This window comes from Nocardia sp. NPDC051570, from assembly GCF_044454005.1.
In the GTDB taxonomy this organism is placed as follows: domain Bacteria; phylum Actinomycetota; class Actinomycetes; order Mycobacteriales; family Mycobacteriaceae; genus Nocardia.
The window spans coordinates 438,150-456,105 of sequence record NZ_JBITDI010000005.1 but is presented as its reverse complement, the minus strand read 5'-3'; the positions used below and the strand labels follow the sequence as shown (position 1 = coordinate 456,105).

16 protein-coding genes are annotated in these 17,956 nt (G+C 67.0%); 10 read left to right on the top strand and 6 right to left on the bottom strand.

Annotated features, from left to right (window positions below; genetic code table 11):
* Position 1 precedes the first annotated feature (1 nt).
* From ACIA76_RS15490 to ACIA76_RS15480, 3 genes are read left to right on the top strand one after another with little or no spacing between them, the layout of a single operon-like run.
* A complete protein-coding gene (locus tag ACIA76_RS15490) occupies positions 2–1,675 on the top strand; it encodes an ABC transporter family substrate-binding protein (RefSeq protein ID WP_397152433.1) in 1,674 nt (557 codons plus the stop codon).
* A gap of 28 nt (positions 1,676–1,703) precedes the next feature.
* Entirely contained in the window at positions 1,704–3,380 is a 1,677-nt protein-coding gene (locus ACIA76_RS15485; RefSeq protein ID WP_397152432.1) for an ABC transporter family substrate-binding protein, read from the top strand.
* Positions 3,377–4,036, top strand: coding sequence for a hypothetical protein (locus ACIA76_RS15480; RefSeq protein WP_397152431.1), 660 nt, complete (start codon positions 3,377–3,379; stop codon positions 4,034–4,036). The genes ACIA76_RS15485 and ACIA76_RS15480 overlap by 4 nt, the downstream gene beginning before the upstream one ends.
* A 1-nt stretch (position 4,037) precedes the next feature.
* On the opposite strand, the gene ACIA76_RS15475 is transcribed toward ACIA76_RS15480, so the two are convergent.
* The 3 genes from ACIA76_RS15475 to ACIA76_RS15465 form a co-directional block, all read right to left on the bottom strand.
* Entirely contained in the window at positions 4,038–5,048 is a 1,011-nt protein-coding gene (locus ACIA76_RS15475) for an agmatine/peptidylarginine deiminase (protein ID WP_397152430.1), read from the bottom strand.
* Between the two features lie 310 nt (positions 5,049–5,358).
* A complete protein-coding gene (locus ACIA76_RS15470; protein WP_397152429.1) occupies positions 5,359–6,138 on the bottom strand; it encodes a lysophospholipid acyltransferase family protein in 780 nt (259 codons plus the stop codon).
* A 24-nt stretch (positions 6,139–6,162) separates the two neighbouring features.
* Positions 6,163–6,939 (bottom strand): lysophospholipid acyltransferase family protein, encoded by a 777-nt coding sequence (locus ACIA76_RS15465; RefSeq protein ID WP_397152428.1) that lies wholly within the window; start codon positions 6,937–6,939, stop codon positions 6,163–6,165.
* Between the two features lie 126 nt (positions 6,940–7,065).
* Here ACIA76_RS15465 and ACIA76_RS15460 point away from each other — a divergent pair, with 126 nt between their 5' ends.
* Together ACIA76_RS15460 and ACIA76_RS15455 are read left to right on the top strand one after the other, a co-directional pair.
* On the top strand, positions 7,066–7,905 hold the full coding sequence (locus ACIA76_RS15460; protein ID WP_397152427.1) for a hypothetical protein: 840 nt from the start codon (positions 7,066–7,068) through the stop codon (positions 7,903–7,905).
* Positions 7,906–7,951: 46 nt separating this feature from the next.
* Positions 7,952–9,490, top strand: a complete 1,539-nt coding sequence (locus tag ACIA76_RS15455; protein WP_397152426.1) for a Rieske 2Fe-2S domain-containing protein — start codon at positions 7,952–7,954, stop codon at positions 9,488–9,490.
* Positions 9,491–9,513: 23 nt separating this feature from the next.
* On the opposite strand, the gene ACIA76_RS15450 is transcribed toward ACIA76_RS15455, so the two are convergent.
* From ACIA76_RS15450 to serS, 3 genes are all read right to left on the bottom strand, one after another.
* A complete protein-coding gene (locus ACIA76_RS15450) occupies positions 9,514–10,542 on the bottom strand; it encodes a Gfo/Idh/MocA family oxidoreductase (RefSeq protein ID WP_397152425.1) in 1,029 nt (342 codons plus the stop codon).
* A 21-nt stretch (positions 10,543–10,563) separates the two neighbouring features.
* Positions 10,564–12,411 carry a putative bifunctional diguanylate cyclase/phosphodiesterase gene (locus ACIA76_RS15445; RefSeq protein WP_397152424.1) on the bottom strand — a complete coding sequence of 616 codons (1,848 nt, stop codon included), beginning with the start codon at positions 12,409–12,411 and terminating at the stop codon, positions 10,564–10,566.
* Between the two features lie 147 nt (positions 12,412–12,558).
* Entirely contained in the window at positions 12,559–13,821 is a 1,263-nt protein-coding gene (gene serS / locus ACIA76_RS15440) for a serine--tRNA ligase (RefSeq protein WP_397152423.1), read from the bottom strand.
* Positions 13,822–13,910: 89 nt separating this feature from the next.
* Here serS and ACIA76_RS15435 point away from each other — a divergent pair, with 89 nt between their 5' ends.
* The 5 genes from ACIA76_RS15435 (at position 13,911) to ACIA76_RS15415 (ending at position 17,955) form a co-directional block, all read left to right on the top strand.
* Positions 13,911–15,041, top strand: coding sequence for a septum formation family protein (locus tag ACIA76_RS15435; protein WP_397152422.1), 1,131 nt, complete (start codon positions 13,911–13,913; stop codon positions 15,039–15,041).
* A gap of 5 nt (positions 15,042–15,046) precedes the next feature.
* The gene (locus tag ACIA76_RS15430; RefSeq protein WP_397152421.1) at positions 15,047–15,400 is read left to right on the top strand and encodes a metallopeptidase family protein; all 354 of its coding nucleotides are present in this window, start codon (positions 15,047–15,049) and stop codon (positions 15,398–15,400) included.
* A 166-nt stretch (positions 15,401–15,566) separates the two neighbouring features.
* Entirely contained in the window at positions 15,567–15,872 is a 306-nt protein-coding gene (locus ACIA76_RS15425; RefSeq protein WP_397152420.1) for a PE family protein, read from the top strand.
* A 43-nt stretch (positions 15,873–15,915) separates the two neighbouring features.
* The gene (locus tag ACIA76_RS15420) at positions 15,916–17,106 is read left to right on the top strand and encodes a PPE domain-containing protein (protein ID WP_397152419.1); all 1,191 of its coding nucleotides are present in this window, start codon (positions 15,916–15,918) and stop codon (positions 17,104–17,106) included.
* Entirely contained in the window at positions 17,107–17,955 is an 849-nt protein-coding gene (locus tag ACIA76_RS15415) for an ESX secretion-associated protein EspG (protein ID WP_397152418.1), read from the top strand. It begins immediately after the preceding gene.
* The last annotated feature ends 1 nt before the right edge of the window (position 17,956 follow it).

Sequence of the window (17,956 nt, the reverse complement as noted above, 5' to 3'; positions counted from 1 at the left end):
CGTGAGGATTCGTTCCACCGCACCGTATGCGGTCGCCCTGCTGGTGGCGGTGGCGATGGGCGGGAGCGGCTGCTCGTCCGGTGGCGACACCGCGGGTGGTCCGGTCGCGCTCGGCGCCGGTAACGACATCAATGCTCAACCGCCCGAGGCGATCCGCGACGGCGGCAACCTGCGCCTGGCGACCACGGAATTCCCCCCGAACTGGAATACGCTGTCCAATGACGGCAACAACCTCGAGATCGCCCGCATCGTCTGGGCGATGATGCCGCGCTCGTTCGCCATCGACGCTGCCGGACATACCGCGGTCGACAAGAACTACTTCACCGATATCCAGCTGACCGGCACCGATCCGCAGCAGGTCACCTACACCATCAATCCCCGGGCGGTCTGGAGCGACGGCACGCCCATCACCTGGGAGGACATCGCCGCCCAGGCCCATGCGCTCAGCGGAACCGATAAGCGCTATCTGATCGGCACGACCAACGGCTTCGACCGGGTCGGCGGGGTCGAGCGCGGCGTCGACGATCGCCAGGCCGTCGTCACCTTCGCCCGGCATTACGCCGAATGGCGCGGTCAATTCGCGGGCAATGCGATGCTGTACCCGAAATCGGTGACCGGCGATCCGGAGGCGTTCAATCACGGCCTGGCCGATCACATCACCCAGACCGCCGGACCGTTCCTGGTGCGGTCCACCGATCGCACCCAGGGCCGAATCGTCCTGGGGCGCAACCCGAAATGGTGGGGCGACACACCGAAACTGGATACGATCACCATCAGCGTGCTCGATCAGGGCGCGTGGCCGCAGGCGCTGCAGAACAAGGAATTGGATGCGGCGCAGCTGTCCTCGCTCTCCGATATCGCGACCGTGCGCGGATCATCGGATCTGGCCGTGCGGCGCGCGCCCGGATCCATGTGGCGGCATCTCACCTTCAACGGCGCGCCGGGCTCGATTCTCGCCGATCCCGCACTGCGCGTGGCGATTTCGAAGGCCATCAACCGGAAGGCCATCACGAGCGCGATCCAGAACGGCCTGGAGAACGATCCCGAACCGCTCGGCAATCACGTCTATGTCCGCGGCCAGGACGGCTATCGGGACAACGGCCCGCCGTTCGATCCCGATGCCGCCGCGCGGGAACTGGACGCGCTCGGCTGGAAACTCAATGGCGACGTGCGTCAGAAGGACGGTCGCAGGCTGGAGATCCGGGATGTCATGTACAACAACGACATCTGGGTCAAGGTCGCACAGCTCATCCAGCAGAATCTGGCCCGCGTCGGGGTCAAGCTGACCATCGATGCCCGCCCGGGGCAGAACATCTTCTCCGATGTGTTCATCCCCGGCGATTTCGATCTGGCCCAATTCCAGTGGCAGGGCGACGCATTCCCGCTCAGCGGCCTGCCGCAGATCTACTCCTACCATCCCGACGATGAGCAGGGGAACTTCGGTCGCATCGGTTCACCCGAGCTCAATGACCTGATCGACCGGACGATATCGGAACTGGATCCGAAGAAGACGATCGAACTGGCCAACCAGGCCGACCGCATGATCTTCGGCGAGGGCTTCTCCTTGCCGTTGACCCAGGACGCCGGTAACTGGGGCACGCGCCCCGACCTGGCGAATTTCGGTGCGCCCGGATTGGCGTCCTATGACTACACCAAGATCGGCTTCACGAAGTAACACCCTGTCCTGATGGAAGGAGCGATCCATGCGGATTCGTTCGACAGTGACCCGCGCCGCGATTCCCGCGGTCGCAATAGGTTTGATCTTGTCCGGCTGTTCCGGCTCGGACAGTGGAGGTGGTACCGGAACGGACGCGGTCGGGACGACCAATGACATCAATCCGCATGATGTAGCCGATCTCCGCGACGGCGGGAACCTGCGCCTGCCGATGTCGGCCTATCCGGCCAACTGGAACACCCTGAATGTCGACGGCAACGATGCCGAGATCACGAACGTGGAACGGCCGATGATGCCGCAGGCGTTCCGGATCGATGCCGCCGGAAACACCACGCTGAATACGGACTACTTCACCAAGGTCGAACTCACCAATACCAATCCGCAGCAGGTCACCTACACCATCAATCCGCAGGCGGTGTGGTCGGACGGTAGCCCGATCACCTGGGAGGACATCAGCTCCGAGGCGGAGGCGCTGAGCGGACGGAACAAGGCGTATCTCATCGGCGGCAACAACGGATTCGACCGGGTGTCGAAGGTCGAACGCGGAACCGATGATCGGCAGGCCGTCCTCACCTTCGATCGAAACTTCGCGGCGTGGCAGGGCCAGTTCGCCGGAAACAGCTTCCTGTACCCGAAGTCGGTCACGGCCACCCCGGAGGCGTTCAACAAGAGCCAGGTGGACGCGATCACGCTGACGTCGGGCCCATTCATGGTGCAATCGACCGATCGCGGCCAGGGCCGAATCGTGCTCGGGCACAACCCGAAATGGTGGGGAGATAAGCCGAAGCTCGACACCATCACATACAGTGTGCTGGATATCTCGGCCTGGCTGCCCGCCGTGCAGAACAACGAATTGGACTGGACCGGGCTGGCGAATCGGGATGACCTCAAGACCGCACAGGGCATTGCGGGCGTCACCATTCGCCGCTCCCCGGCGCCCCAATGGTCGCATCTGACCTTCAACGGCGCTCCCGGATCCATCCTCGCAGACCCCAAGCTTCGCGTCGCCATCATGAAGGGCATCGATCGGCAGGGCATCGTCACGGCGACCGACAATGGTTTGGTCGCGGATCCCAAGCCGCTCAACAACCATCTCTTCGTCAACGGCCAGAAGGGTTATCAGGACAACAGCCTCGGTTACGATCCGGACGAGGCCGCCCGCGAACTCGATGCCCTCGGCTGGAAGCTCAACGGCGATGTCCGCGAGAAGGACGGCCGTAAGCTCGAGATTCGCGATCTCATGTTGAACCAGGACGTCTGGGTCCAGATCGCGCAGATCATCCAGCAGAATCTGGGACGTATCGGCGTCAAGCTGACGATCGACACCAAGCCCGGTAACCGCTTCTTCCCCGATGTCATCATTCCGGGCGATTTCGATGTGGCCCAATGGAGTTGGGTGGGCGATGCGTTCACGCTGTCGAGTGTCAACCAGCTCTACGCCTACAATCCCAATGACCTGCAGGGCAATTACGGCCGGATCGGCTCGCCGGAACTAAACGATCTCATCGAGAAGGCGATGTCGGAACTGGATCCGGCCAAGGCGATCGATCTGGCCAATCAGGTCGACCGCAAGGTCTTCGAGGAGGGCCATTCGCTGCCCCTGGATCAGACCCCGGGCATCGTCGCGGTGCGGGCGAGCCTCGCCAACTATGGCGCCCGCGGCCTGGCGACCTATGACTGGACCAAGGTCGGCTTCCTGAAGTGATCTCCGGTTCGGGCCACCCCCTGGCCTATCCGGCCCTGACGACGTTCGGCGCCCTGGTGATCTGCCTCGCCTGGGCGCCGTTCGGCGGCGCGGAGCTACTGAGTCTGCTGGGGACGGTGGCGCTGATCATCGTGGGCTACACCGTCTTTCGGTTCGCGGTCGCGCTCGGGGCGGTGCCATGGCGAGGTGTGCGGACGGGGACTTCGGCGGGTAAGCGGGTGCGGCAGCAGCATCGGCTGCTCAGCCGGTCCTGGGTGGAGTTCAGCGAGGGCGGTCGACATCGTTGGCTGCCGGTGTATTTCGATCCGATGCTGGTGACACTCGAGGAATCCGAGGTCGAATTCAGCGGCGGGACAATGCGTCTCGGCGGGCAGCGGGTGTATCCATCCGGGCCGCCACGGGATTCGGAGCCGGTGGGGCGGCTGATCGACAATCCGACGCGGCCGGATCCCGGCGGCGCGGCACATGCCGCCCGCGCGGCGCGGCCGGATCGGCGGCTACTGCTGGATGCCCAGTCCGCCGTGGCCGCGCCGTTCGCGGGAGGTTTCTGGGTGTTCACCGCGGGCGGGGGCATCGCGGCATTCGCCTGTGCCACCACCGTTTTAGCGGGTGCGACGATCTGGTTCTCGGCGATCCGAGGCTCGGATCCGAGTTGAATCAGGCCGGTTGCTGCTGGGTGGAGCAATGGATGCCGCCGCCGCCCTCGGCGACCCCGTTGTATTCGACCCGCACCATCTCGCGGCCCGGAAACTGGTCGGCGAGGATGCCCACGGCCCGGTCGTCACTGCGCCGATCGCCGTAGGCGTGCAGGTAGACGGCATCGTTGCCGACGTAGAAGTTGGCGTAGGAGTACAGGAAGTCCGAACCGCGGGAGCCGGACATATCGGCCCGATTCGGCTGCGGCAGTTCGACGATCTCGAAGTGGCGGCCCGTGACGTCGGTGGCCTCGGCCAATCGGCCGCGGGCCTGGGTGGCGGCGCGGGCGAAGACATCGGCCGGATCCGGATCCACCGGCCAGTCCAGCAGGATGACCCCCGGGCGGGCGAAGCGGGCGACGGCGTCGACATGGCAATCGGTCACATCCTCGTCGGCGACGCCCTGCAGCCAGACGACCTTGCCGATGCCCAGCAGATCGGCCACCGCCCGCTCGATATCCTCATGCCGCAGATCAGGATTGCGGTTCGGGTTGATCAGCGAACTCTCCGTCGCCAGCATGGTGCCGGCGCCGTCGACCTCGATCGCGCCGCCCTCCGCCACGATCGGGGCGATGACCCGCTCGATTCCCGCGATCTCCAGGACCTTTCGGGCCACCTTCGCATCCATATGGAATTCGGCCTTCTGGCCCCAGCCGTTGAAGTTGAGATCGACCCCGACCGGCGCGCCGCCGCCATCGACGACGAAGGTCGGTCCGGTGTCACGGATCCACAGATCGTCCAGCGGCGCGGGCACGACCTCCACACCGGGCCCGCAGGCCAGGCGCGCATCCTCGACGTGCTCGCGCCGGGCGATCATGGTGACCGGCTCCCGCTCGGCGATCGCGCGTGCCAGCCGAACCACATCGGCGCGCACCTGTGGCAGCAGGTCCCCCCACACCGATTCCTTGACCGGCCAGGCCAGCCAGGTTCGAGCATGTGGAGCGGATTCCGCCGGCATCACATAGCGCGTCATGATTCCGAACGGTATCTAGTCCGAGCGCGACACGCAGGAAGCGGTGTGTGTCGGCTGGTCAACCGGGCGCGCCGACCGGCGTGTCGGATACGGACGCCTGACCAGCGAATCCGCCGGTCACCGCACGGTTCCGAGGACGCCGTCGAATAGCCGACACAGTGCCCGATCGAATTCGGCGGCGGGATCATCCGCGAGCAGAGACGCCCGCACGGCCGTGAGCGCGGGATAGTCGTCCGGATCGACATCGAAGCCGGGGTGGCCGAGCGGATGCTCGCCTCGGGCCCGATGGGCATTCGGCCGGGATTCGGCGTTACTCGCCCGACGCCCGCCGGGGCTGTTGGTCGGCTCGGCGTTGGGCGGCGGCGCGGCGGCGGGCCAGTTCTTCCTGTTCGATGACGGCCGCTCGGTCGAGGGTGGGGGCGGTGCCGCCGAGGCGGGACGGGACCCAGCGGGCGCCGGGGGGCATGACGAAGTTCTGCTGGGCGTGGTGCAGGAGTTGTTCCATGCTGGAACGCAATTCGGCGGTGAGGGTGTCCGCGGATTCGTGTGGGGGTATCGGTGCGCCGATGCGGATGTCGATCGGGAAGCGGTGGCGGCCCAGCTGTTTGGGGATGTCCTTGGTCCAGACGCGTTGCGCGCCCCAGATGACCATCGGAACGATCGGGACATCCGCCTCCAGTGCCATCCGGGCGGCGCCGGATTTGAATTCCTTCAGCTCGAAACTGCGGCTGATGGTGGCCTCCGGATAGACGACCACGATTTCGCCGTCGCGCAGCGATGTGACCGCGCGCTCATAGGACTGTGCCCCGGCGCTGCGGTCGACGCCGATCGCCTTGCACTGCTTCATCAACCAGCCGACGATGCCGTGCTCGAGTTCGGCCTTCATCATGTAACGGACGTTGCGGCCCGAATTGCGGCCCACCAGGCCGACTTCCATGAAATCCAGGTAGGCCGTGTGATTCACGGCGAGCACGGCCCCGCCGGCGCGCGGAATATGCTCCTGCCCTTCGATGGTGATCCGCAGACCCTGCACTCGGAAGATCGTGCGAACCAATCCGGTCAGGACGTCGAAGACCAGTTCCCGCGCCATACCTCGAGACTCCCGTGCTCCCGCTTACTCCTGCGCGGCCGATCTGCGCTTGGCCGCCTTCTCCTCGGCCTCGGCGGCATCCATCGCATCGGCCTCCTCCAGTGTGGGGGCACCACCGCCCAGCCGGGCCGGAACCCAGTATGCGCCCGGCTCGTGAACATAGTCCTGCTGCAGCTCCATCAGCAGATCCCGCATGACCGAGTGCAGCTTGCGGGTCAGCTCCGCGGCGGGCTCGGCGATATTGCCCGGATCGGCCACCGGCGGCGCGATAGGCTCGCCGACCGCGATCGAGATGGGAGTATTCGTGCGCCCCAGACGTTTCGGATACCCCTTGGTCCACACCCGCTGCGCACCCCAGATGACCATCGGCACCACCGGCACCCCGGCCTCGATCGCCATCCGTGCCGCACCCGACTTGAAATCCTTGATCTCGAAGCTGCGGCTGATGGTCGCCTCGGGATATACCCCTACCAGCTCGCCGCGGCGCAGATACTCCACCGCCGACACATAGGAATCGGCCCCTGCCGACCGATCCACCGGGATATGCCGCAGGGCACGCATGATCGGCCCCGAGATCTTGTCGTCGAAGACCTCCTTCTTGGCCATGAACCGGATATACCGTTTGGGCCTGCGCGCGGGCAGCCCGGCATAGGTGAAGTCCATGTATCCGGTGTGATTGATGGCGATGACCGCGCCACCCTCGGCGGGGATGTTCTCGGCCCCTCTGACGTCGAATTTCAGGCCCTGAACAAAGAAGACTGTGCGGGCCAGACCGATGATCGTCCGGTAGACGGGTTCCACAATTCCGCTAGCGTAGTCGGTGTCACGCTCGGTACCGAGTACCGCATAGGAAAGAGGTTCGCCACAGTGGAACGCCCTCGACCAGCCCTGTGGGAATCCATCAGACACAGTGCACAATTCGCCCGAATGGTACTTGTGGGCGGAGTCGCAGTGGTGAGCGTCGGCCTGGTGGCCGGATGTGATTCCCGGGCCGGGATCGAGGGGACCGACTGGACGCGGGAGACACCGGCGCCGCCCTCGCACACCGCGACCTCCATCGCGGCGGCCGTGCCCCCGCCGGTGCTGATCCCCGGCCCGGGTGAGGTCTCGGTGACCGTCGCGCTGGCGGCCAAGGATTCGGCGGCCGCGGACGCTCTCACCCGCTGGGCGATGGATCTGCAGCAGGCGCCGACCTCGACGCTGGAACGCCGCTGCTGGACGCTGGCGCCGCGCAATGTGGATTCGATGTACGCCGATAAGCAGGCGATTCTCGACGCGCTGGCCACACCCGGCACCGACGACGGCACCGAGATCACGTGGAAGAACCCGCGCCAGGGCATCACCGTGGTGGCCCAGCGCGAGGACATCGCCACCGGCTACGCCTGCCCGCGCGTCGTGCCCACCGGCGGCGAGGCATTCAACGACGCCGACGCACGCCACACCGTGCGCCGCTATCTGGCCCGGCTCAGCGGCGCCCCGATCGACCCCGCGGATACCGAGAACACCCATCCGCTGATCTGCGCGGCGGGCGCGAGCTGGGATCCCACCGGCAGCGGCCGCACCGCGCCGGCCCCGCTGGCGAGCACCCCGGGCAAGCTCGGCGCGGTGCGCTCGTTCGTCGACGATTCCCTCTCCTCGCAGCCCCTGCGCGGGGACTACCTCACGGTGTCGGTACCGGTAACCGGGGCGACCGGCGCGCAGCGGGACCGGACGTTCACCCTGAAGTCGAGCGAGCAGGGTTACTGCATCGGCGACGTTTCGGCGTAACCGCTACCCTGGGTGGCTGGCAACCGGGTTCAGGAGGACTTTCTTCGTGCAGATCACCAGCGTCGGACATGCCGGATTCCATATCCGCACCGCGGCCGGGACGATCCTCTGCGATCCCTGGGTCAACCCGGCGTACTTCGGCTCGTGGTTCCCGTTCCCGGACAACACCACCCTGGACTGGGACGAACTGGGCAACTGCGACTTCCTCTACGTCTCACATCTGCACCGCGACCACTTCGACGCGAAGAATCTGGCCGAACACGTCAACAAGGACGCCACCGTCCTGCTGCCGGACTACCCGGTGCCGGATCTGAAGCGCGAACTGGAGAAGCTGGGCTTCCACAAGTTCTTCGAGACCGAGGATTCGGTCCGGCATACGGTGCCGGGGACCGACCTGGACATCATGATCATCGCCCTGCGCGCACCGGCCGACGGGCCGATCGGCGATTCGGGCCTGGTCGTCTCCGACGGTGAGACCGTGTGCTTCAACATGAACGACGCGCGGCCGGTCGATATGGACGTGCTGCACGACGCGTTCGGCCATATCGATATCCACCTGCTGCAGTATTCGGGCGCCATCTGGTACCCGATGGTCTACGACATCCCGGGCCGCACCAAGGCCAACTTCGGTAAGCAGAAGCGTCAGCGCGGCATGGATCGGGCCCGCAGCTACATCGATCAGGTCGGCGCGACCTGGGTGGTGCCCTCGGCCGGTCCGCCGGTCTTCCTCGACGACGAGCTGCGCTACCTCAACGACACCGGCGACGGCGCCGAGACCGGCAACATCTTCCCCGATCAGATGGTGTTCCTCGAGGAGATGCGGCGCAACGGCCACGAGGGCGGGGTGCTGATGATCCCCGGCTCGGTCGCGCAGGTGCGCGGGCGCGAGCTGGAGCTGTCCCATCCGTTCGATCCTGCCGAGATCTGGAACGAGAAGGGCGCCTACATCGAGTCGATGGCACAGCGGATGGCGCCGGTGCTCGCGGCCGAAAAGGCTTCCTGGACAACGGAAGACGGCGGCCCGCTACTGGCTCCGCTGAAGGAGCTGTTCGAGCCGATCATGGCGCAGAGCGATCTGATCTGCGACGGCATCGGCTATCCGGTCGGGCTGGTACTCGGCGAGGAGACCGTGGTGCTGGACTTCCCCAAGCGGGTCGTGCGCGGCCCGATCGACGGCGAGGGCAAGTACCGCTACGGTTTCCGCATCGATCCGCAGCTGGTGCGAACCGTGTTGCGCGACAACGAACCCGACTGGGTGAATACGATCTTCCTGTCGACCCGCTTCCAGGCGTGGCGGATCGGCGGCTACAACGAATTCCTCTACACCTTCTTCAAATGCCTGACCGACGAGCGCATCGCCTATGCCGACGGCTGGTTCTCCGAGGCGCACGACGATTCGGCCTCCACCGAACTCGCCGGTTGGGAAGTGCAGCGCCGCTGCCCGCATCTCAAGGCCGACCTGTCCAAATTCGGTGTGGTGGAAGGCAATACCCTCACCTGCAATCTGCACGGCTGGCAATGGGATTTGGAGAGCGGACGCTGCAAGACCTCCAAGGGTCATGAGCTGCGGGCACGCAAGCTCTAGGACGTGAATCGACGGAACACGATTCACCGACTCTGTCGCGCCCGCTCCAGAATCCGCAGTGCCGCCACCGCATCACGTGGATCCACCGGCACCGCGGCGCCGTCGAGCAGTGCGGCGGCCATGCCCGCGTAGAACGCCGGATAATCGCCGGGCTCGCTGGGGACCTGCCGGGTATCACCCTCGACGCCGAGCAGGCCCCAGCGCTCGGGTTCGACCGTGCCCCACGGCTTTCCGTCGCCGGGGCGGCGGCCCGACCGCAGCGCGTCCTCCTGGGGATCGAGTCCGTAACAGACATATCCACTCTCGGAGCCGAGTACGCGCAAGCGCGGGCCGAGCTGGGGTGCGACCGCATTCATCCACAGGTGCGAGCGCACGCCCGAGGCATGGGTGAGCGCCAGGAACGCATCGTCGTCGACCCGCACGTCCGCACGGCGCGAATCCCATTCGGCGTAGACGTCGACGACCGGTCCGAACAGTGTCAGCGCCTGATCGACGAGATGCGGGCCGAGGTCGTAGAGGATGCCCGCGCCGTCGTCGAGGCCGCCGATCTCGCGCCAGCCGCCCTTGCTCACCGGCCGCCAGCGCTCGAACCGGGATTCGAAGCGCCGCACCTCGCCCAGCTCGCCGTCCGCGAGGAGCCGCCGAACCGTGCGGAAGTCGCTGTCCCAGCGCCGATTCTGGAAGACGCTCAGCGCGAGGCCCGCCGCCTCGGCCGCGGCGATCACCTGCTCACCCTCCGCGGCGGTCAGCGCGAACGGCTTATCCACCACGACCGGCAATCCCGCCGCGAGCGCGTGGCGGGCCAGTGGTGCGTGCGTGCGGTTCGGCGTGGCGATCACCATCAAGTCGATTCCGGCGGGGTCGGCGAACAGCTCGTCGGCGGCGGCGATCACCCGCACACCCGGATGCTCGTGCCGGGCCTGGTCCGCCCGCTCGGCCGACGAGGTGACCACGGCCGCGACCCGCATTCTCGGTTCGGCGGCGATCAGCGGTGCGTGGAAGACCGATCCCGCCAAGCCGTAACCGACGACGGCGACATTGAGTGATGCCATACCGTCATTCTGCCCGGAGGGTCAGTGCCGACCCGGATTGTCCACGGGGATCCACCCGTTGCCGGAGAAGTCCCGCTCCGGAATGCCCGCGCCGACCAGCCCGCGCGCCTCGTTGAGATCGCTGATCAGCGCGGAGACGGGGTGGGAATCGCTGTAGTGGTACCCCTGGGCCAGCGCGAAGCCGAGTTCGGTGAGCACGGCCGCCTGATATTCGGTCTCCACACCCTCGGCGATGACCTGCAGATCCAGCGATTTACTCAGGGCCGCAATGACTCCCAGCAGCGGTGGGGCCGGGGAATCGGAGCGGATGGCCGCGACGAAGGACTGATCGACCTTGAGGATATCGCTGGGGATGGTGGCCAGGCGGCTCAGCGAGGAGTACCCGGTGCCGAAGTCGTCGATGGCGATCCGCACCCCGCGCTCGCGCAGCTTGTTCAGATTGCCGATAGCCGTCTGGGATTCGGCGGCCAGCTCGCTCTCGGTCACCTCGAGCACCAATTGTTCGGCGGGCCAGCCGGTATCGGCCAGAATGCCGGAAACCCGGTCGGCGTACTCGGATTCGGCCAGTTCCAGGCCGCTCACATTGACATTGAGGGTGAGATCGAGCTGGGCGAAACTCTCCTGCAGCCGTGCGGCGTCGGCGCAGGCGCGCCGCAGGACCAGCTCGTCCAGATCGGAGATGAGGTCGTATTCCTCGGCGACGCGGATCAGGCCCTCGGTCGTCACATCCGGCTGCGCATTCGACGACCAGCGCAGCAGCGCCTCCACGCCGACGGCCTTGGCGCCGTCGTCGGTCAGGCTCACGATCGGCTGGTAGTGCACGTCGAGCGCGCCGGTATCGATCGCCTCGCGCAGCTCCACGGCCAGCGGCAGCTGTCGCGAGGATTCCAATACGGTCCGGTTGCGCCCGGCCTGCTTGGCCCGATACAAGCCGACATCGGCACGGCTGACCAGCAATGAGCCGGATTCGCCCGGCTGCCATGAGGTGACACCCGCCGAACATCCGGTGGTGACCGCGGCCCGCAGTTGCTCGGTGAGCAGGATCGCGGCCTGTTCGGTGATATTCGGCAACAACAGTGCGAACGCATCGCCGCCGTAGCGGGCCAGACGCTGATCGGGCTGCAACAGTTTCTGCCAGGTGTCGGCCACCCGCTGCAGCACCGCATCGCCGGCGCGGTGGCCGAGATGGTCGTTGATCTTCTGGAAGCGGTCGAGGTCGACCAGCACCAGCGCGAGGCCCTGCCCGGTCCGGGTGGCATGGGTGATCGCGGCGTTGAGCGCGCGATCGAAGCCGCGCCGATTCAACAGTCCGGTCAGCACATCGATATCGGCGTCCGACGCCATTCGAGTCAGGATTCCGACCACGATGCCCACGCCCACGGTCACCCCGGCCGGAATCATGCCCGACCACCAGGGCAGACCGCGCGAGGGCACGACCCACAGGCACAGCAGCACCGCGAACGTCACATGCGCCGCAACCCATTGCCACGCAAAGAAGATCGCGGCATCGCAGGCGATGAATACGTAGAATGCCGCGAGACTGATCGCGCCGACGGTATTCGGGAACCAGTGCACCGCAACGGTCACCAGCACCGTCGCCATGGCGACATATCCGTGATGAATCGGATGCGGCAGCCGGGGACCCCAGATCAGCAGGCTGATGCCCAGCAGCAGCGCGGTCGCGGCCGCGGCGCCCACCACCGGGCGATTACCCTCGTCACCCGGGGCGATGGCAGTGATGAGCAGGCCCAGCACACCACCCATGACGTAGAACGCCCCGGTGGTTCGTGCCATGACCATTGCCGTCGCCAGCGCCGATGCGGCCCGCACTCGCGTGCGGGTATCGCCGCGAGACCCGATTCCTCGCACGATGCATAGCCTAGAGCCAACCGACCTGAGCAGTAGTCACATCCGCAGGAATCGACGGGCAAAGTCACACATTCACCCGCTCGGCAGCACATCGGCCGCCGGATGGTCGCTATGTCCGTAGCGGCCGAATTGCTCGCGAATTGTCAGCTACCCCAATGGTTCCAGGATCTCGCGGCCGACGAACGGGACGAGTGCGGCGGGCACGCGCACCGAACCGTCGGGCCGCTGATGGTTCTCCCACAGCGCCACCAGCCAGCGCGTGGTCGCCAGCGTGCCGTTGAGGGTCGCCGCGATCTGCGGCTTGTTGTTCTCGTCGCGATAGCGCACCGAGAGCCGACGCGCCTGGAACGTGGTGCAATTCGAGGTCGAGGTGAGCTCGCGGTAGGTCTGCTGAGTGGGCACCCAGGCCTCGCAGTCGAACTTGCGCGCGGCCGAACTGCCGAGATCGCCCGCCGCCACATCGATCACCCGATACGGCACCTCGATCGCGGCGAGCATGTCCTTCTCCCAGCCCAGCAGCCGCTGATGTTCGGCGTCGGCATCCTCGGGACGGCAGTAGACGAACATCTCGACCTTGTCGAACTGGTGCACGCGGATGATGCCGCGGGTGTCCTTGCCGTAGCTGCCCGCCTCCCGCCGAAAGCATGACGACCAGCCCGCGTACCGCTTGGGGCCCGCGTTCAGATCGAGGATCTCGCCCGAGTGGTAACCGGCCAGCGGCACCTCCGAGGTGCCGACCAGATACAGGTCGTCCTCCTGGAGGTGATAGATCTCGGCGGAATGCTGGCCCAGGAATCCGGTGCCCGCCATGATCTCCGGGCGCACCAGCACCGGCGGAATCATCATCGTGAACCCGTTGGCCGTCGCCCGCTGCGCGGCCAGCTGCAGCAGACCCAGCTGCAACAGCGCGCCGTAGCCGGTGAGGAAGTAGAACCGGGCGCCGGACACCTTGGCGCCGCGCTCGGTGTCCAGCAGACCCAGCGATTCACCCAGTTCCAGATGGTCCTTGGGTTCGAAGTCGAATTGCGGTGGCGTGCCGACGGTTTCGAGCACGACGTAGTCGTCCTCGCCGCCCGCGGGCGCGCCTTCCTGCACCACATTGGAGATGGCGCGGTGGGCGGTGTCGAGTTCGGCGTCGGCGACGCCCTCGGCGGCCTCGGCCTCCTTCACCTTCGCCGAGAGCTCCTGCCCCTGGGCCAGCAGGGCGGGCCGTTCCTCGGCGGAGGCCTTGCCGACCTTCTTACCCAGCGCCTTCTGCTCGGCGCGCAGGTTGTCGGCGGCGGCCACCGCGGCGCGGCGCGCGGAGTCGGCCTCGAGTAGGGAGTCCACCAGGGCCGGATCCTCGCCGCGGGCTCGCTGGGAGGCGCGCACGACATCCGGGTTCTCGCGCAGGAATCGCAGGTCGATCACGAGGAACCAGCCTATTACCCCGACGGCTCGGCCGCCGATCCGGATCCGATCGTGGCGGGGCCCGCCGCACGCTGCCATCATGGAGCGCGATGTCCACCCATGATGTGCCGCCCCAGGAGCCCGAATCCGGAGCCGAGCCAGACGCCGGCACCGGACCCTCGACGTCCCCTGCCGCGCGCGGCAGGACCGGGCGGATCCATCTGCCGGCGCACAGGCTGCGCTGGGGCCTGCTGGCCGTGGCGATCGGCGCGGTGGTCGCGGCGCTGGTGACGATGTTGATCTCCGGCTTCCGCAGCGGCTCGCACGGACTCGAGGCGCACGATCCGGGCGGGGCGGCCCCGACCGGGCGGGCCAGTGCCGCCTTCGGCACGGCACGATCCGGCGACTGCCTGACCTGGAGCAGCGCCAAGACTCTCGACCTGAACAAGGTCAACTGCGCGGATAAGCATCTGTTCGAGGTCACCGCCGATATCGATCTCAGCGCCTATCCGGGCCGCGAATTCGGGCCCGGCTCACGGTTTCCCGATTCGCTGCGCTTCCAGGAATTGCGCGACGAGCACTGCGCGCCCGCGGCCGCGGACTATCTCGGCGGCAAGTTCGATCCGCGCGGACGCTTCGTGGTGGGCATGATCAATCCGGGCGAGCCCGGCTGGCGCAACGGCAACCGCACGATCCGCTGCGGGCTGCAGGTGGTCAGCGCGAACGGCAATCCGACGCAGCAGACGGTCGGCCGGGTCCGCGACAGCGATCAGTCCCGCGTCTTCGATCCGGGTACCTGCATCGGCATCAATCAGAACCTGCCGACCAATGAGCCGACCGACTGCGCGAAACCCCATGCGTACGAGGTCATGTCGATGGTCGACCTGGGCGCGCACTTCACCGGTAGTACGCCGAACAACGGCGATCAGGACAAGTTCATGCAGGACGAATGCGCGAAGGTGGCGGGCGACTATCTGGGCGGCCAGGACGCGCTGATCAACAAGACGCTCACCATCTTCTGGGACAACCTCGACGCCCGCAGCTGGCTGGTCGGCAGTCATAAGCTGAACTGCCTGGTGGGCAAGGGTTCTCAGGGCGGTTTCTCGACCATCACCGGATCGGCCAAGGGCGACATCACGATCGACGGTCAGGCGCCGGTGCCCCCGCCGAGCTCCGGTCGCTCCACCCCGCAGCCGCTGCCGGGTGCGGCGCCCGCGCCCATTCCGCCGCAGCCGCGGTAGCCGCCATGGCGGTCAGCATGCCGGAGGCCCGATTCGAGGAACTCGTCGCCGATGCCCTCGATACGATTCCACCGGAATTGGCGCGCGCGATCGACAACGTCGTGGTGTTGATCGAACCCCGCAACCCCGAGGATCGGCAGTTGCTCGGGCTTTATCACGGCATCGCCCTCACCGAGCGAATCGATAGCCATTACGGCGGGGCGCTTCCCGACACGATCACGATCTATCGCGAGGCAATTCTCGAGATGTGTGACAGCGAGGACGAGGTCGTCGACGAGGTGGCGATCACGGTGATCCATGAGATTGCTCACTACTTCGGGATTGACGAAGACCGCCTGCATCAGCTGGGATGGGGCTAGTGTTGACCCGCGAAGCGGGTCAGCCGATAGTTACTTTGGGCCAGAGGGGAACCGAAACCGGCACCGTCGCGTCCAAACTACTCGTAGGGGGAATTCTCGTGGTTCCACCGAAGGGCAGACCTACGTCGGCCCAGAGCTTCAGCCGCCACTAGAAGGAGTTCGAGTAATGGTTGGCCTCGTCAATGTCTCGCCCGAAATCGTCCTCGCGGCCGCGGCAGAGCTCGATCTACTGGCCGAACGTCTGGCTGTCGCCTCGGGTCTGTCCGGCCCGGCGACCCATGTGCTCCCGTCCGGGGCCGAGGAGGTCTCGCTCCTGGCCGCCAATCATTTCAACCAGGCCGCCCTCAGCCACGATCGCGCCGTGGCCCAGGGCATTCTCGAGTTGAATCACGCCGCCATGACGTTGCGTCAGCAGTTGGCCCAGTTCATCGCCGATGACATCGGTAACGCCGCCGGCGTCGCGGTGATCTGAACCGGCACGGACCCGCCACCATCGTTCGTTAAGGGGAGTAACAATGACCGCAGGGATCACCGGGGTGTTCTGGTTGCCCCGCATGGCCGAGGCCAATTCGATCATGCTCAACTCCGGCGCACACGCCATCCCGATCGCCGCCGCGGCCACCGGCTGGGGTGCGCTGACGGGCGCCTGGGTCGACGCGACCGCGACCGTGGCCCGCGTGATGGCCGAGCTCGGCGTCGGCATGCAGGGCGTCAACGGTATCGCCGCGCTGGCCCGGCTCACCGGCTTCACCGGCTGGGCCGAGGGGCAGAGTGTGCTGGCCGCCGCCATGGGCGCCAAGGCAGCCGCCAACGCCACCGCCTACACCGTGGCCTCGATCGCCATGCCGAGCCTGCCCGAGATCGCGACCGTCGAGGGCCTGCGCGTCGCCGCGCACGCACACGGCGGCGATCTGGACGGCAGCGCCGAGGCCGCCGAGGCGGCCAAGGCCGCGATGGATCTGCGCGCCGCGCTCGTGATGGAGACCTACGAGGCCGCGACCACGGCCGTGGTCACCACCCCGAACCAGTTCGCCATGCCCCCGGCCATCGCCAACGGCGCGGGCTCGGCCGACGGCGGATCGCAGAACACCGAGACCGCCTTCCAGAACGTCCAGGCCGATCCGGTGCAGACCGCGGTCGCGGCCGCGCAGGCATTCGTCTCCAACCCGGGCCTGGCCGGTGCACTGACCCAGGCCGCACAGGTCGCGGGTTCGGTGGCCAGCACGGGCGTCACGACCGCTGGGCATGTGGCCGGCAGCGCCATCGCCGCGGTCACCAATGCCGTATCCGCCCCCACCGCCTCGGTCGGCGCCACGCCGATGATGGCGGGTATGGGCGCCGTCGCCGCGGGCGGCGGCGCGGCGGCCACCCGGGCGGTGTCCTTCGGCGGGTCGGTCGGCATCGGCAACGGCGCGGGCTCCCTCAAACTCCCCGAGGGCTGGGGCGCGGGCAATGTGCTCGGCGGTAGCAATCCGTCGGTCGCGGCCGCCGCTCCCGAGGCCCAGGCCGTTCAGCTCGGCGCCCCGGCCCCGGCGCGGTCGAATGCCACCGGCGGCAATCCGCTGCTCGGCCGCCAGCTGCACGCGGACGAGGAGGAGGACGGCGAGCACAAGAGCGCCGACTACCTGAACGGCGATCATTTCGCCGACGGCCGCGTCGTCGCGGAGGGTGTCATCGGCGCCGGAATGTCCAGTGGAGAGCGCTAAGTGACGGTTCTCGGCGCGGGCCGCGGCCCGTCCATGCTCGAGGCGATTCCGTTGTCGTTGGACGAGATGCAGTTTCTCCTCGAGACACTGGAAATCGACGAGGTGCCCGTCGTGCTGGACGCGATGGGCCGCTACGACAACGTGGCCGACCACGACGCGGCGATGGCCGCGGCCGCCGAATCGCTCACCGCGCGTGAGCTTCTGGTCGACGGCATCGTGCACCGGGAGCTCGAGGACCGGCTCCGCGCGCTGTATCGCCCGCATTGGGTGATCGCGCTGCGCTGGTACATCGCCGACCGGGTGAACCGCTTCTGCCTGGCCAAGGGCGACGATCTGGAGGTCGTCGCCCTGCGCGGGCCGGATTCCTACGTCATCGACGAGGCGGGCCATGATCTGCCCGGCACGGTGCTGGCGGCGCTCGGCCCGGCCGATCCGCTGGAGTTGCAGGGCATGAACGCCCTCACCGAGGAGCTCAAGCCGATCTTCAACGATGCGGGCGATGCCGCGGCCACCGCCGCGCGGCTGACCAAGGTGGGCAAACCCGCCCGCGACGCGCAGGTGCTGGCCTCGGCGATGGTCGAAATCCATTCACACGCTTCGATTGTCGGCGTGGTGTACGGCGACGGCACGCGCGATATCACCGACGGCATGATCTCGATCTACAACACGCGCAACGGCCGCTTCCTCGCGACCACGACGCGGTCCGAGGACGACGTCCTGTGGACCTCGCTGGCCAGCGGGACTCCGGCCCGGCTGCGCACGGCACTGAAGGATCTGATCGACAAACTGCCGCTGCGCGAGGATTTCAACAACAACAGCAACAGCAACAACAGACCAGGCCTGACGTGAC

Excerpts from the sequence above, each read along its gene's own strand:
- ACIA76_RS15475 (WP_397152430.1), bottom strand. The coding sequence starts at position 5,048 with ATGACGCGCTATGTGATGCCGGCGGAATCCGCTCCACATGCTCGAACC.
- ACIA76_RS15435 (WP_397152422.1), top strand. The coding sequence starts at position 13,911 with ATGTCCACCCATGATGTGCCGCCCCAGGAGCCCGAATCCGGAGCCGAG.
- ACIA76_RS15425 (WP_397152420.1), top strand. The coding sequence starts at position 15,567 with ATGGTTGGCCTCGTCAATGTCTCGCCCGAAATCGTCCTCGCGGCCGCG.
- ACIA76_RS15430 (WP_397152421.1), top strand. The coding sequence starts at position 15,047 with ATGGCGGTCAGCATGCCGGAGGCCCGATTCGAGGAACTCGTCGCCGAT.
- ACIA76_RS15460 (WP_397152427.1), top strand. The coding sequence starts at position 7,066 with ATGGTACTTGTGGGCGGAGTCGCAGTGGTGAGCGTCGGCCTGGTGGCC.
- ACIA76_RS15450 (WP_397152425.1), bottom strand. The coding sequence starts at position 10,542 with ATGGCATCACTCAATGTCGCCGTCGTCGGTTACGGCTTGGCGGGATCG.
- ACIA76_RS15420 (WP_397152419.1), top strand. The coding sequence starts at position 15,916 with ATGACCGCAGGGATCACCGGGGTGTTCTGGTTGCCCCGCATGGCCGAG.
- ACIA76_RS15470 (WP_397152429.1), bottom strand. The coding sequence starts at position 6,138 with ATGGCGCGGGAACTGGTCTTCGACGTCCTGACCGGATTGGTTCGCACG.
- ACIA76_RS15485 (WP_397152432.1), top strand. The coding sequence starts at position 1,704 with ATGCGGATTCGTTCGACAGTGACCCGCGCCGCGATTCCCGCGGTCGCA.